Here is a 13,862-nt window from a genome sequence, read left to right as displayed (position 1 = left end):
TATACTATTCCCCCTCGCTCCTTCATGATTATTTATTAATAAATTTGCAATTTATATGCCAATAAAAGCCTCCTAGCTATTATCGATAAAATCTTCCTTTTTTTGACACGATACGTCAAAAATGATTGGAACTGAATTTATATGGTACACTTGAATTATATTGTTTTAAAAGGAGGGTTCTTCTATGGCAAATACTCATACGTTTTCAAAAGGAGAGGAGATTGCCAATTCGATTACTCATGGAATTGGTGCTTTGCTCAGCGTGGCTGCGCTCATCCTTCTTATTGTTTATTCCTCTGTATACGGGACAGTTTGGCACGTGATCAGTTTTACAATTTTTGGCGTAACGATGCTTGTATTGTATATATCCTCTACACTCGTGCATAGCTTCCCAGAGGGCAAGGCCAAAAATTTATTTGAAATTTTCGATCACTCTTCGATTTACTTTTTCATCGCGGGCACCTACACTCCCTTTTATTTCTAGCTGTAAAGGGATCGCTCGGCTGGACATTGTTCGGTGTTGTTTGGGGACTTGCTCTGTGCGGAACAGTATTTAAATGCTTCTTCGTTAAAAAGTTTTTAAATACTTCCACGTTTCTTTATGTAGTGATGGGCTGGCTCATTGTATTTGCATGGGATGCGCTCGTTCAGAACCTCTCCGCCGGCAGTCTTGCCCTTTTAGTCACAGGGGGAATTTTATACACACTCGGCGCCGTGTTTTATGTGTGGAGAGGATTTAAATACCACCACATGGTCTGGCATCTGTTCGTTCTTGCCGGCAGCGTGACTCACTTTTTCTCAGTATTTTACTTGCTTCCATCAAATTAAAAATCGCCTATTAGGGCGATTTTTTGCTTCTCTTTTACTTTTTCTTCAAACTGCTCTCTCATCCTATCATCATATTCAAGAGATTCTAGCTCTGCATACTTTTTAAATCTTTTGGAGCATGAATGGCAGTCCTGCCTTTTTCATTATTATTCACTTTACATGATATATCTGCTTTCCATCCTTCTTCTCTATCTTTAACTTTTACAATAATAAAAGACGGCGCCTCCTCCGTTACTACTTCTTACAGATTGACTTTTTGTCCAGAATCTATCTCAGAGCATGCTGACACAAACAGCAGAACCTTGTGTACTCCCTTCATTTACAAAAGCTTCCCTTCGGTACTTTCCCTCAGCTATTCTTGATAATAGATAATAACAAAAAAGGAAGTCTTTTTCTGAGAAAAGTTTTTGTACGTATGCTCTTGGTGAGCCTGAAAGCTCAAGGCATCTCCTTTACTTAGCGTAAACTCCTGGCCCTGTATTTCAATTGTCAATTCTCCCTCACTTATTAAAATAAATTCCTCACTGTTTTTTGTATGCACGCCGGAGAAGTGGCTTCCTCCTGGTTCAATTTCAACCGAGTAAATTTCAAACTTTTTCTGGGGGTGATAAGGAAAAAGCGGATAAACCAAATAGTTTCCTTCATCGTCAATTAATGCTTGCAGCTCTTCTTTCTTTACTTGGGTGATATGCGTCTTTTCCTCTTTCATGAATGCAGAAAAAGAAACATTCAAGCCGTTCGCTATTTTCCAAAGCGTCGTAACTGTTGGATTGGTTTTCCCTCTTTCTATTTGTCCAAGCATTGCTTTACTGACACCTGTTAATTCAGCTGTTTTATCTAGACTCAATCCTCTGCCCTTACGGATTGCAAATAAATTCTTTCCTATTAATTCCTGTAAAGACTCCATCATCATCCTCCCGTTATTTATGATTGAACATTATAACATACAAATGTATACTATCATAAACAACGAGATGGGAGAGATAAAAAGTGGAAGCTACGGAAGAAGAATCATTATCGTTTAAAGAGGGAGTAAAAGATTGTATTCCCACGCTTTTAGGGTACATAAGCATTGGCTTTGCGGCTGGTATGATCGGTGTCGCTTCCGGCCTGTCTGTTATTGAAATTGCTTTTATGTCCATTTTTGTTTATGCTGGCGCTGCTCAATTTATTATTTGTGGAATGCTGGCAACTGGAAGCCCGGCTTCAGCTATTATCTTTACTACCTTTATTGTCAATTTGCGTCACTTTTTATTGAGTGCCACGTTGGCTCCACACTTTTCAAAATATTCCGCATGGAAAAACGCTGGCATCGGAACGCTTGTAACAGACGAATCATTCGGAGTCGCAGCAGGAAGAATTTTCAACAACAGGCCGGTGAATGACCGTTGGATGAATGGGCTCAATTTAACGGCTTATACGACGTGGATTGCTTCTTGTGTCATTGGTGCGGTTCTTGGGAAGTGGGTAGCTGATCCTGAGAAATTCGGCTTAGATTTTGCTTTAACTGCAATGTTTATCGCCCTCCTTGTACTGCAGCTGGAAAGCATTAAAGCAGCCAAGTTAAAGCACTATTTAATGCTTATCTTCCTAATGATTGTAATGATGTATATTTTCTCATCTTTCGTCACGGTCGATCTCGCCGTTATTTTCTCGACTGTGATCGTAGCAACCATCGGGGTGGTGACGTCTAAATGAGTATAAACATAACTGTAATTCTTATCCTGGCCGGCTGTGCGATCGTGACCTGGATTCCTCGTGTTGCTCCTTTTCTGATTGTGCGTAACGTACAACTACCGGACGCTATAATGAAGTGGCTTTCCTTTATCCCAGTGTGTATTTTAACGGCTTTGGTGGCAGGGAGCGTAATTGAGCATAGAGAAGGAACACTACCGTCTCTTAATTGGCAAGTTTTAGTAGCAACCATTCCTACTTTACTCATTGCTTTATGGACAAAAAGCCTGTTAGTAACTGTTATCGTCGGGATTGCCATCATGGCAGCCTTAAGAAATTTTATATAAGATTGCTCTCAACAAAAAGCTAGTTCGTCCAGAAGTACTTCTGGACGAACTAGCTTTTTTAATGGGTTTATAATTTGAAGGCTCGTACCTTTTGATGGACCTCTGTAACAACATGACCGGCTTCCAAAACTTGATCCGTAAAGCGATTCAAATTGCTTTGCACCTGCTGAATAATTGCATCCACCTCTTCTGTAGCAGCAGCCGTTTCTTCTGATACAGAATTTACAGAGATCATCTGGTGATTTAAAGTAGAATGTTCGCTCATAATTGAGGACGTTCTCTCTTGAATAACAGTTAACTCCCTAAAGGATTGTTCGATTTTTTCTTTCAAGCGATTGACATTTGTAATGACTGCGTCAATTTCAGCTTTTTGAATAAGGAATTCCCGTGATGTTGCATCCGTTCGTCCAATCGTTTTTTCCACTTGCGACTGAATGTTACTTAAAGAATGCTGGATCATACTCGTTGCTTCTTTCGATTGGGTGGAAAGAGCGCTGACTTCTTTAGCTACTACTGCAAATCCCTTCCCATGTTCTCCAGCTCTTGCAGCTTCGATGCTGGCATTGAGCGCTAGTAAATTTGTATGATCAGCAATGCCTTGAATGTCAGAAATAATCTTTGTAATAGCCGCAGACTCTTCCTGTAGTATTTTTAATTCTTCTACCACTGATTGATAACTCGTCTGTGTTTGCTCAGAATGAATGATAAATTGACTGAGTTGCGCAATGCTCTCTTGCTGTCCTGCCGTAATTTCTTTAAAAAAACGATGCAATTTTTGAATATTTTGCTCCATATCATTTAAATTTTCATGTAAATGGTTGACGGCCACCATAGACTTTTCAACAGCTTTTGTAACCTCCTGATTCCCCAAAGCAATTTCACTGCTTGCATGTACAATTTCTTTCGTCTGTTCACGAATATCCTGTGAACCGTTTGTTATTTCTGTAAATGTCTTGGCGCTATAATCTGAGGATGACTGTACCTCTTTAATTAATCCTCTTAACTGCTCCTGCATAAGTATAAACGCCTGTTGAATTTTGCTAAATTCATCTTTTCCTGAGGCAGCCTGAATCTGTTCGGAAAAATCACCGTTCCCCATTTTCTCCGCTTGCTTTTCAAGTAAAGTTAATGGAGAAAGCTTTCTTTTTAAATAAACGTTCATTCCACCAACAGTTAATAAAAACAATAAAAAAATAAGGGCTAGAAGCTTTAACCCAGTAGAGAAAAATACATCCCCTCCTATTTTGTTAGCGGTTTCAGCCGAAATATCAATTCCCAATACACCAATCACTTCTCCATTCTCGTTTTTGATTGGTGCAAACCCTGATAAATATTGGCCGTATTTCGGATCGTTGAATACATCTGTACGCTGTATCTCTCCCTCCAATACCGGAGCTAGCTCTTCTGCAGGAATAGAGCTCTCGTCTCCCATTGCAGGCGGTTTATCATCCGAAAGGTTGGAGCCTCCATCTATCATGTTGCGGACCTTTTGACCGTCTACATCTAAAATATATACAAATAAAGCCCCCGTTTGTTCTCGAAAGTGCGCTAACTGCTTTTGAAGCGAATGATAATTTCTATCTTCCTTTGGATCGTTTATAAATGATTCATACTTTCCCCCATCTATTGTTTCACTATAGTTTTTTGCTATATCCCCTGTGAAGGCTCCTAACGAATGATTGGCAGAAGTATGGACGGAATAGTAAATTCCTGCTGATGCAGCAAGGCCAATAGTAAAGATGATAGCTGTGATAACTAATAAAATTTTTGATCGAACAGAAGCGTTTTTTCTCATATTCTCCCCCTATGATCTTTAGTTGTAATAGATAGTCTTATTATCCTACTAATATTTTACTATAATGTATATCCTTTCTATTTTCAATTTTTAGCTATAATGATGGCTACCTTTTAACAGATAGCTTTCTAACATGCAAGATATAGGAAAAATAAAAGGAGCTGCAGCTGAATAAGTGTTTATACTTTTCAGCTGCAGCTCCGGTCTTTACATCTATTATATTGTCTTTTAATTTTCTACTATTTTTTCTTGATCGGCATGATTTATCTTTACTTTGCGCATCTTATACACCGCGATTAACAAAATAAACCAAACAGGCGTAATGAATAAGGAAATACGAGTATCTTCCGCAAGAGCAAGCACGACAAGAACGAATGCTAGGAAAGCTAAAATTAAGTAATTAGCAAACGGGTAAAGCGGCATTTTAAATTTATTCACTTTCGCTAAATCCGGTCTTGTTTTACGGTATTTCAAATGGCTGATGATTGTAATGCCCCAAATAAAGATAAAGCATACGGTAGAAACACTTGTGATTAATGTAAATACTCCCTCTGGCATCACATAGTTCAATACAACGGAAATCAAGATGACTACTGTTGAAAAGAACAAGGCATTAGAAGGTACCTTGCGACCATCAAGCTTGGCCAAAGATACAGGTGCATTTTTGTCTTTAGCAAGTGAGTAGACCATCCGGCTTGTACTAAAGATGGCACTATTACATGCTGAAGCCGCAGACGTCAACACGACGAAATTCACAATACCAGCAGCTGCAGCGATACCAACTGCTACGAATACCTGCACGAATGGGCTTTCAGTTGGGACAATATCGTTCCACGGATACACACTCATAATAACGATAAGCGCACCAATATAGAAAATAATAATCCGAATAGGAATATTGTTAATCGCTTTTGGAATAACTCTCTCTGGATCCTCTGTTTCACCCGCTGTCAACCCTACCAATTCAATGCCAACGAACGCAAACACGACCATCTGGAAGGAAAGGATAAATCCATTTATGCCATTAGGGAACATGCCGCCATGGCTCCATAGATTTGTAAAACTGGCTGCTCCTGAAGGAGTAGAAAAGCCTTTAATAATCATTACAACCCCAACAACAATCAGTGCTAGAATGGCGATAACCTTAATCAAAGCAAACCAGAATTCCATTTCACCAAACAGTTTGACAGTGGCAAGGTTCATAAATAGTAAAATGACAAGGGCGATTAACCCTGGCATCCACTGCGGGACAGATGGAAACCAGTACTGAGTATACAAACCAACAGCCGTTAAATCGGCCATCGCAATAGAAATCCAACAGAACCAGTAGGTCCATCCAGTCATAAACGCTGCCATATTCCCTAAATAATCTCTTACAAAGTCAACAAACGAATGATAATTTAAATTACTTAAAAGCAATTCCCCAAGTGCACGCATGATTAAAAAACAAATGGCTCCTGTAATCATATAAGCAAATAAAATGGAAGGGCCTGCTAAATGAATAGATTTTCCTGCTCCAAGAAATAATCCTGTTCCAATTGCCCCGCCAATAGCAATGAGTTGTACGTGCCGGTTTTTCAGGCCTCTCGACAAAGTTTGTTCCTGCATACCATTTCCCTCTTTCTACTTTTCGGAATATTCTTTCTTGTCGATTTAAAATATTTTGTTACGGTATTTAAATCGTAAGCTAATAAATTAAATATCCCACAATTAAAGTTTAATATAAAATTCGTTAATCCGAAAGAAAAAAAGCGCTTACATTTCAGAACAAATAAATTCCTCAAAAGAACATGCATGCTCTTCAGCGGTAAATTTTGTCAATGCACATGCTCCCGTTCCGTTAATGCCTGCAATTTCTAAAACAATCGAATCCAAGGCTTCTAACTCTTTTTCAGGGCAGTTTCTTTCATTTCTTGTTGTGCAATCAATCTAGAAATAGAGTCATTACCATTCTTTTTCTTACAAGGATAATTTCGAGGTTCTCCTCTTCCTTTTTACTTTTCTCCATTTTTCTCCGACAAAAAAAGACAGAGAAAAACAGGAGTATTTCCCATTTTTCTCTGTCCCTTGTACCTGAGAGTTTAACTCCTTTGGTGGCCTATGGCTCTCTCCAGAGATGCGTCCTATTGTAGTCCTTTTACCTGAGAGATTGATACCAGCTGGTACTTGCTCCTTCGGTGCTAAACCATGGGTCTAGTCTCTCCCACAATATTCATCCGCTCTTATCTATCTAATTTAGATACTAGTCTATGGAAGAGATCGTGTCAACTGAATATTCAGAACTAAGTTGACTCAATTCTACAAAAAAGCTATTACATCTACTAAAGAGTAAAGAACTTAAAATACTATGCAGCTTAATAAACGTATACATTGCTTTTCAACTAATAGACTCTGCTTAAAAATTTAATACATCATTTTTATAGTCGTCAAAATTATACTGACTATTTGCCTTAGCATACCTTCCTCCGCCTTATTGATAAACTGATTACTGATAGGTAAAAAAAGCCGCCGCACAACCAGTGAATAACTGGTTGTGAAGCCGTCTTTAATTTACCATTACTTATCCTGCATTTCCCGTAATTTTTGATCTCCTGGAAGCCAAAGAGCACTAATACCGAGAAGCGGGAGAAGACTTGATAGAATCATAATAAATTTTATTCCGAAACTGTCAGCGAGAAAGCCGAGGATGACAGCCCCGATAGCCCCCATCCCGAACGCAAGCCCAACAATTAAACCGGAAGCCATCCCAATTTTATTAGAAAGCAGCTCCTGTGCATAAACCACGGCTACACTAAAGCTTGATAGCAAGATAAAACCAATTAACAACAAGAGCGGCAGGACAGCGAAAGCCGGTACATATGGAAGAATGACTGTAAGCGGAGCAGCACCCAGCATGGAAAAGACAAGTAGATTTTTCCGGCCAAAGCGATCAGCCAGCGGCCCGCCAAGAAACGTGCCTGCCACGCCAGCAGCCAAGTAAACAAACAAATATAATTGTGATTGTTTAATAGTCAATCCATAATCCTTAATTAAATAAAATTGATAAAAGTTCGTTATAGCTGCCGCATACCAGGAGCGGGCAAATACAAAGAAAATTAATAACACCATTGCCCACTTTATCCGTGCCTGTAATTTTGTTTTTTTCAAGGAAACTTGCTGTTTCTTCTTTGCCGCCTGAGCCGTCAGCCGTTGCTTATACCAGGCGGAGACTCTTGAAAGCAGCAACGCACCAACTGCGGTAACTGCCGCAAACAATAACGCCCCCTTCTGACCAAGCGGTAAAAAAATGTAGGCTGTAAAAACCGGAGCCAGCGATTGGCCGCCGTTCCCGCCCATTTGATAAATGGATTGGGCCAGCCCTCGCTTGCCACCTGCTGCCATAAAAGCGACCCGTGATCCTTCCGGATGAAAAACAGCTGACCCTAAGCCAATAAACAATACAGCGAGGAGTACGAAATAAAAGTTAGGAGACAAACCAAAACCGATAACACCAATCATAGATAGAAGCATTCCGGCCGGCAGCAGGTACGGTTGCGGTTTCCGGTCAGCCGCAGCTCCAAATACCGGCTGCATCACCGAAGAGGTCATATTTAATACGAAAGCAATCCAGCCCAGCTGTGCATAAGATAAATCTAAAGAACGTTCAATAATGGGAAACATAGCAGGAACTACAGATTGTATGGAGTCATTAATAAAGTGCCCTGCACTAATAGCAAACAAAATACTGTAGATTGTAGCCTGACGTACTTCGGCTTTATTCGTTGCAGTCGACATAAGTATCATTCCTATTCAAAAATTATATGCACTCTCTCCATTGACGATAAAAACCCCCGCAGCAAATTACATGGCGGGGGCAAATTATCAGCTCTGGTGTTACTTTAGTTCTGGTCAGCTTTACTAGGCAGAATCCTTCAAAACGAAGAGTGAATTCAATAATTTTACTTGAGTTGGCAATAAGAAAGTCATAGTACATTCTCCTTCCAGTTTGTAATTTTTTTAAAACAGGTTTCTCATGTTTTCGTGTTGCTTTAATTTCATTTCTTCATACATTTGTTCAACGCGCTCGTCATGAAAATAATCTTCCACACTTTTTTTGCGTCTTTTTATGGTGATAATGACAAATATTAAGTTGATCGTCATCTGGTCTCACCTCCTTTCAAAAAGCATCCGTTGCTTCTGCCTCTTGAAGTTAATGTGAAAGCTGACCAGTTCATGAACGTGCGGCTGACAAACGCATTAAATCTACGTTGTTAATTATATCCATAAAAAAAGTTAAAAAACAATATTTTTTTGAAAAATGAGAAAAAATGCTGATTTTTCGGCACAAAGAAATGAAGAGCCCACTTTCTAAATGTGTTTCCACTAAAAAACCTCAAAAGATTAAATAATTTTTTGCAGATAATAGGTCATCACCCAAACCCGATAAAAACAAGCTCTTTTTTAAGTATGGAACATAGCATGCAAGTGTACGAAAGTTTTCTACAACTATTAAAAAGCAGGTGGCAAAAATGGAACAAGAACAAAATCATATGTGGCCAGACCAAAATGTATGGCAGGATCAATATGAAAGAGAAAATGTAAGCATTGAACAGAGCGAAGGCATGTGGTTAGACGAGGAAATGTGGCCAGATCAATATGCAGTCCCTGATATGAGAGGGTTTATGCATGGGGCACCCATGATGCACCCTGGCCATGCCCAAATGATGGGATGTGGACACCCAGTAAGCGAGATGGAATGCTGTCCGCATCACCACCATTTTCATCACCACTTTCATCATTATCTAGCGCATCCACATGTGACCCAGCAGCAAGCCGTGTTAATTACTCAACCGCCGATGGCTTATCCAATGCCTCATCATAAGCCACATCATAAAAAAAAGTCTAAAAAACAACATAAGTATTAACAGCCATATGTATCTTTATCCAGACATAAGAAAAGAGAGCAGCCAAGGGCTCTCTTTTCTTATGCTTTTCTTCTACCAGTCATTTCCCCTTATCCTTCTTAGGTTGTGTGACGAATCTAGTCTCTTTGTAGAAAGATTAATCTGTCACGCTTCATTTCTCTTTTATTTGAAATAAATGGGTAACCAACCCGGACATAACCAGTCTATTTCCATAGACTATTAATGACTCACACCTTAGAAAAAAGGAGGTCATGACATGTTTAATAGACCTTGGGCTGGCCATGGAGGATGTCCTCCTCATCTGTGCCCACCGCAACTAATGCCTAATCAATACGATCCGCCATTAGTTTCACCGACACAGCAATTTGTCAAAACAAATGTTTTCAATACTGTCGTACCCCATATTCATCCTTCTCATACAACTACAGTTAACAAACATATGATTAATCACGAACATTATTTCCCACATACAGAATCTGTTGTGAACGAATGTTGTGAACAACACATCATGTGTGGGAAGCCAGTTAATCCTTGTTGTCCTCCAAGACCTAGACGGTTTGGCTTTTGATGATTCGTTGTCTTTTAAATAAAACAGCCAGGTACACGCCTGGCTGTTTCATTTTCATGTCAATCCGCGGCAAACACAGCAATGAAAGCTTTTCTTATAAACTGAATGATCTCACGAAAGCAATCAAAAAACAGCAATTACTTATCCTACTAGTACATTAATCCAAACCTTCTTTATATGTAACTCATAGTATATATTGTTCTTAATTAATTAGGAGGTGAAAAGCATGGGCTTCTTTGGCGGCGGATGCTGTGGCGGCTACGGTTATGGCGGCGGCTACGGCGGTGGCTATTATGGCGGCGGTTACGGCGGCACTTTTGCATTGATTGTTGTGTTGTTCATTCTTTTGATTATCATTGGCGCTTCCTTCTGGTGCTAAACAATCAGTGTGAATAACACTGCCTTTGCCTCATGAATGAAACACCATAGATAGGATCTCCGATCAAGATACATCCTCCTGGAATATTGATAAAGTCAGACTTGACTTGCAATTTCCTTACGATGCAGCAGGCAAAGTCTGATTTCATTTTCTTCTTCCATCTATGGTGCCTTCTCTACATATATCTATCCAGGATGAAAATCATAAAAAAACAGCTTAATAAGACTTTTCCAAAAAAGAAACAGCTCATGCGTCTGTCTCTTTTCCTTTATGTATGCAAATTTGATATGTAAGGACGCTACAACACATAAGCAGCAAGTGCTCTTTGCACATCAAATATGCTGTCATCTTTTCGAAACTGCTTCGCAATAGGATTCTCTGTGCCAGCGATCCAAATAAGCAGCTCAGCCTCCAGATCGAATGTGCCAGCTGTCTGTACACTGAAATGCGTAATGCTGCGGTAGGGAATAGAATGGTATTCCATTCTTTTTCCAGTTACTCCTTGCTTATCAATTGTTATTAGGCGCCTGCTAGTGAAAACAATTAAGTCCCTTAAAATCTGAAAGGCCTTCTCAATCTGTTCTCCCTCATAAAGAATTTTCTCAAGCGTTTTTTCTACTTTCTCAATATCCGCTTCTGTCGCATTGCCAATTAAACCGTCAAATATTCCCATCTTATCCCTCTTTTCTTTCGCTGCTCATTGTCCTTTATGTTAATATACATCTTCCAGCGCTTTACGCAACAGTCCCATGCTTCGATCGAGATCTGTTTTTACTTGCTTTTTATAAAGCTTTGCTTTTTCATAGTCAGCAAACTGATAAATGACAACTTCTTTATATTTGGCGCCTTCCTGCAATTTTTTCTGTCTTTTTAAAATCCCATCATCAATTAACTCATGAAGCGACCGATAAATTTCCGAATGGTTCGGTTCATAGCCGAATTGTTTAAAAGTCATCTTCAGTTCATCCATCGCCTGCATGCCATACAACTTATTTTCTTCTACGAAACGAATCATAAAAAGTTTTAAAAAGGCTCTTTGCTTAATTAGGAACTTTCCTTCACCTCTTGGCAAACTCCTCACTCCTTTGCCTTCCTATTTGTATGATTACTTTATCTTTATTTTAGCAAATTACTGGCTATAGAACCAATAAAAATTCATTTTTTGAATTTTGCACATACTGAATTAAGAAAAATCGAATTAAAAACTGTCTAACAAGAGAGCTTTAATTCGATAGATATGGCTTTGTTTGCCGAATGAGCCTTTGAATATCCGCCGCATTTTTTTCATACATTTTCTTTGTTTTTTGGCAGTCTGTAGCTAAGGCGAAAGCTTCCATATCCGCAGCAAATTTCTTCAAGTTTGCCAGCAATAACGGCCTTTCCTGCGGTGGAGGCGCCTGCAGCTGATCATCAAATAAATCGATGTACAGTTCTCCATAAGAATTTACTTGACCGAGAAACACATTTTCAAGTGTCACACCGGCCGCTTCTAACTCTTGATTCAGCCATTCCTTCGTTTTGCCGCTTTTTGAAAGTGTCTCCACTAATACACGCCCATCCATAATAACGGTATAGGGCTCTTTTTCATTGATTGAAAGCATTTGTAAATCGCTTCTCGTTAATGGACGCTTATCTTTTTTCAAGAGAGCATTTAGATTTCCGTCTTGCTCTAACACGGCATATTCCACATCTTCTAAGGAGAAAATATTCTTTTTCCGCAATAAAGAAAGCAATTCGTCTGTTGTATATTTTTCTTTCTTTAAATTATCCTCAAGAATTTTTCCATCTTTTATAAATACTGTGCTATGGCCTTCTAGCACCCCTCTTGCTGATTTGCTCTTCATAGCAATATAGTCAGCAAGAACGGGTATAATTCCCCATACCGCAATTGCTATAAGAGCATCAATAATTGACCGCTCTCTTGCTAGCGAAGCTTCAGCGACAATGCTACCAATTGTGATGCCTGCAATATATTCAAAAAAGGACAGCTGAGCAATTTGCCTTTTTCCAATTACCTTTGTAATGATAAATAAGATGGTCAAAAAAGATATAGACCGGATCAGGACTTCTAGCCACTGAGTCATATAATCATCCCCGACTAAAACCCTTTATATTGCGGTTCCTCATTTTCCAGTTCAAAAATTCGCTTGTTCATTCGCTCGATGATCTCCTGCATAGTAAGCATACTCTCATGAAAAAGCCGTTGCGCTTCGGGATCACTTGACAACAGGGCCAGCTTAGAAAAAACGGCTTCTGCTTGTTTTAAACCGGCCGTACATATTTTCACATCTGATGCTACTGTCATAATAGTCTCCTCTTACTGGTTAGATTCAATCGCTACCGCATGGGCAATGCAAGGAATAGATTCTTGTTGCTGGAAGGAAAGCGGGGACAGCAAAGCCCCAGTCGCCACTAATAGAATCCGTTTTAGTTCTCCTTTTTTCAATCGGTTTAGCAAATGCCCATAGCCGACAACAGCCGAGCACCCTGCTCCGCTTGCCCCGGCAAAGACTTCTTGGTTCTCTTTATAAATCATTAAGCCGCAGTCCTGAAACTGACTCTCATTGATTTCGATGCCTCTTTTTTTCAGCAATTCAAGGGCGATGTTTCTGCCGATTGTTCCTAAGTCTCCTGTAACAATTAAATCATAGTAAGAAGGGTCAATTTTTAAAGAAGTAAGATGATCAATAATTGTATCCACTGCAGCTGGAGCCATGGCTCCTCCCATATTAAAGGGATCGGTCAGCCCCATATCAATGACTCTTCCAATCGTGGCAGATAAAATATGAGGGCCCTCGCCTTGTTGGGCCACGATGGCCGTCCCAGCTCCTGTTACCGTCCATTGAGCCGTTGGCGGCTTCTGGCCTCCGTATTCTGTTGGATAACGAAATTGTTTTTCCACTGCCGCATTGTGGCTAGATGCACCAGTTAAAACAAAGTTCGCCATCTTACTGTTGATAAGAAGGGAACTGAGCGCCAACCCTTCCATCGATGTGGAACAGGCACCGAACAGTCCGAGGTACGGCACAGCAAGAGTCCGAGCAGCAAAGCTTGTCGGTGTGATTTGATTAATTAAATCACCGGCGAAGAAGTATTCAATATCCTGCTTTTTCAGTCTTGCCTTTTCAATAGCCCGCAAAGAAGCTTCTTCCATTAACTTTCTATGCGCTTTCTCATAGGATTCCTGCCCGATCCATAGATCATCATGCAGCACATCAAACTCATTTGCTAGCTTTCCGTTGCTTTCAAACGGTCCCCCGACAACGCCGGTTGAAATAATGACTGGTTTGTTGTCAAAGACCCATGTTCGCTGCTTCTCCACGCTTTCACCTCCATTTGCTGCTATTGAATGTTTTTTGATTTTTGC

The 13,862-nt window shown here is 39.9% G+C and carries 15 protein-coding genes, 1 pseudogene and 2 riboswitches; of the genes and pseudogenes, 6 read left to right on the top strand and 10 right to left on the bottom strand.

The window, feature by feature from the left end; genetic code table 11:
* Positions 1 to 184 precede the first annotated feature (184 nt).
* Positions 185 to 828, top strand: a pseudogene (gene trhA, locus CJ483_RS01085) (PAQR family membrane homeostasis protein TrhA).
* A gap of 352 nt (positions 829 to 1,180) precedes the next feature.
* Here trhA and CJ483_RS01080 read toward each other — a convergent pair.
* Positions 1,181 to 1,735 carry a helix-turn-helix domain-containing protein gene (locus CJ483_RS01080; protein ID WP_120031146.1) on the bottom strand — a complete coding sequence of 185 codons (555 nt, stop codon included), beginning with the start codon at positions 1,733 to 1,735 and terminating at the stop codon, positions 1,181 to 1,183.
* Between the two features lie 83 nt (positions 1,736 to 1,818).
* Between CJ483_RS01080 and CJ483_RS01075 the strand changes: the two genes are divergently transcribed.
* On the top strand, positions 1,819 to 2,526 hold the full coding sequence (locus CJ483_RS01075) for an AzlC family ABC transporter permease (RefSeq protein ID WP_120031144.1): 708 nt from the start codon (positions 1,819 to 1,821) through the stop codon (positions 2,524 to 2,526).
* Positions 2,523 to 2,849 carry an AzlD domain-containing protein gene (locus CJ483_RS01070; protein WP_120031142.1) on the top strand — a complete coding sequence of 109 codons (327 nt, stop codon included), beginning with the start codon at positions 2,523 to 2,525 and terminating at the stop codon, positions 2,847 to 2,849. Before CJ483_RS01075 ends, CJ483_RS01070 begins: the two co-directional genes overlap by 4 nt.
* Before the next feature lie 67 nt (positions 2,850 to 2,916).
* Here the strand turns inward: CJ483_RS01070 and CJ483_RS25595 are convergent, their stop codons facing one another.
* The 4 genes from CJ483_RS25595 to CJ483_RS01050 all read right to left on the bottom strand — a co-directional run bounded on the left by CJ483_RS25595 (position 2,917) and on the right by CJ483_RS01050 (position 8,784).
* Entirely contained in the window at positions 2,917 to 4,011 is a 1,095-nt protein-coding gene (locus tag CJ483_RS25595) for a methyl-accepting chemotaxis protein (RefSeq protein WP_481747728.1), read from the bottom strand.
* 861 nt (positions 4,012 to 4,872) lie between these two features.
* Entirely contained in the window at positions 4,873 to 6,252 is a 1,380-nt protein-coding gene (locus CJ483_RS01060) for an amino acid permease (protein WP_120031138.1), read from the bottom strand.
* 449 nt (positions 6,253 to 6,701) lie between these two features.
* Positions 6,702 to 6,761, bottom strand: a riboswitch (glycine riboswitch).
* Between the two features lie 2 nt (positions 6,762 to 6,763).
* Positions 6,764 to 6,860: riboswitch (glycine riboswitch) on the bottom strand.
* A 340-nt stretch (positions 6,861 to 7,200) separates the two neighbouring features.
* Positions 7,201 to 8,418, bottom strand: a complete 1,218-nt coding sequence (locus CJ483_RS01055) for an MFS transporter (RefSeq protein ID WP_120031136.1) — start codon at positions 8,416 to 8,418, stop codon at positions 7,201 to 7,203.
* Between the two features lie 222 nt (positions 8,419 to 8,640).
* Entirely contained in the window at positions 8,641 to 8,784 is a 144-nt protein-coding gene (locus CJ483_RS01050; RefSeq protein WP_120031134.1) for a YrzI family small protein, read from the bottom strand.
* Between the two features lie 368 nt (positions 8,785 to 9,152).
* Between CJ483_RS01050 and CJ483_RS01045 the strand changes: the two genes are divergently transcribed.
* The 3 genes from CJ483_RS01045 to CJ483_RS01035 all read left to right on the top strand — a co-directional run bounded on the left by CJ483_RS01045 (position 9,153) and on the right by CJ483_RS01035 (position 10,495).
* Positions 9,153 to 9,548, top strand: coding sequence for a hypothetical protein (locus CJ483_RS01045; RefSeq protein WP_120031132.1), 396 nt, complete (start codon positions 9,153 to 9,155; stop codon positions 9,546 to 9,548).
* Between the two features lie 256 nt (positions 9,549 to 9,804).
* A complete protein-coding gene (locus CJ483_RS01040) occupies positions 9,805 to 10,116 on the top strand; it encodes a CotD family spore coat protein (protein ID WP_120031130.1) in 312 nt (103 codons plus the stop codon).
* Between the two features lie 226 nt (positions 10,117 to 10,342).
* Positions 10,343 to 10,495 (top strand): YjcZ family sporulation protein, encoded by a 153-nt coding sequence (locus CJ483_RS01035; protein WP_120031128.1) that lies wholly within the window; start codon positions 10,343 to 10,345, stop codon positions 10,493 to 10,495.
* A 298-nt stretch (positions 10,496 to 10,793) separates the two neighbouring features.
* On the opposite strand, the gene CJ483_RS01030 is transcribed toward CJ483_RS01035, so the two are convergent.
* The 5 genes from CJ483_RS01030 to spoVAD form a co-directional block, all read right to left on the bottom strand.
* Positions 10,794 to 11,168, bottom strand: coding sequence for a PH domain-containing protein (locus CJ483_RS01030; RefSeq protein WP_120031126.1), 375 nt, complete (start codon positions 11,166 to 11,168; stop codon positions 10,794 to 10,796).
* Positions 11,169 to 11,207: 39 nt separating this feature from the next.
* The gene (locus tag CJ483_RS01025) at positions 11,208 to 11,567 is read right to left on the bottom strand and encodes a replication termination protein (RefSeq protein WP_049662002.1); all 360 of its coding nucleotides are present in this window, start codon (positions 11,565 to 11,567) and stop codon (positions 11,208 to 11,210) included.
* A gap of 151 nt (positions 11,568 to 11,718) precedes the next feature.
* A complete protein-coding gene (locus tag CJ483_RS01020) occupies positions 11,719 to 12,579 on the bottom strand; it encodes a DUF421 domain-containing protein (RefSeq protein ID WP_120031124.1) in 861 nt (286 codons plus the stop codon).
* 14 nt (positions 12,580 to 12,593) lie between these two features.
* Positions 12,594 to 12,800: a DUF1657 domain-containing protein gene (locus tag CJ483_RS01015; RefSeq protein WP_120031122.1), complete on the bottom strand. Its 207-nt coding sequence runs from the start codon at positions 12,798 to 12,800 to the stop codon at positions 12,594 to 12,596.
* A gap of 12 nt (positions 12,801 to 12,812) precedes the next feature.
* Positions 12,813 to 13,817: a stage V sporulation protein AD gene (gene spoVAD, locus CJ483_RS01010; RefSeq protein ID WP_120031120.1), complete on the bottom strand. Its 1,005-nt coding sequence runs from the start codon at positions 13,815 to 13,817 to the stop codon at positions 12,813 to 12,815.
* Positions 13,818 to 13,862: the final 45 nt, after the last annotated feature.

The organism is Bacillus sp. PK3_68 (assembly GCF_003600835.1).
Lineage (GTDB): Bacteria > Bacillota > Bacilli > Bacillales > Domibacillaceae > Pseudobacillus.
This window is presented reverse-complemented; position numbering and strand designations above follow the sequence as displayed.

Excerpts from the sequence above, each read along its gene's own strand:
- CJ483_RS01035 (WP_120031128.1), top strand. The coding sequence starts at position 10,343 with ATGGGCTTCTTTGGCGGCGGATGCTGTGGCGGCTACGGTTATGGCGGC.
- CJ483_RS01060 (WP_120031138.1), bottom strand. The coding sequence starts at position 6,252 with ATGCAGGAACAAACTTTGTCGAGAGGCCTGAAAAACCGGCACGTACAA.
- CJ483_RS01070 (WP_120031142.1), top strand. The coding sequence starts at position 2,523 with ATGAGTATAAACATAACTGTAATTCTTATCCTGGCCGGCTGTGCGATC.
- CJ483_RS25595 (WP_481747728.1), bottom strand. The coding sequence starts at position 4,011 with ATGAACGTTTATTTAAAAAGAAAGCTTTCTCCATTAACTTTACTTGAA.
- CJ483_RS01040 (WP_120031130.1), top strand. The coding sequence starts at position 9,805 with ATGTTTAATAGACCTTGGGCTGGCCATGGAGGATGTCCTCCTCATCTG.
- CJ483_RS01080 (WP_120031146.1), bottom strand. The coding sequence starts at position 1,735 with ATGGAGTCTTTACAGGAATTAATAGGAAAGAATTTATTTGCAATCCGT.
- CJ483_RS01030 (WP_120031126.1), bottom strand. The coding sequence starts at position 11,168 with ATGGGAATATTTGACGGTTTAATTGGCAATGCGACAGAAGCGGATATT.
- CJ483_RS01045 (WP_120031132.1), top strand. The coding sequence starts at position 9,153 with ATGGAACAAGAACAAAATCATATGTGGCCAGACCAAAATGTATGGCAG.
- CJ483_RS01020 (WP_120031124.1), bottom strand. The coding sequence starts at position 12,579 with ATGACTCAGTGGCTAGAAGTCCTGATCCGGTCTATATCTTTTTTGACC.
- CJ483_RS01015 (WP_120031122.1), bottom strand. The coding sequence starts at position 12,800 with ATGACAGTAGCATCAGATGTGAAAATATGTACGGCCGGTTTAAAACAA.
- CJ483_RS01055 (WP_120031136.1), bottom strand. The coding sequence starts at position 8,418 with ATGTCGACTGCAACGAATAAAGCCGAAGTACGTCAGGCTACAATCTAC.
- CJ483_RS01050 (WP_120031134.1), bottom strand. The coding sequence starts at position 8,784 with ATGACGATCAACTTAATATTTGTCATTATCACCATAAAAAGACGCAAA.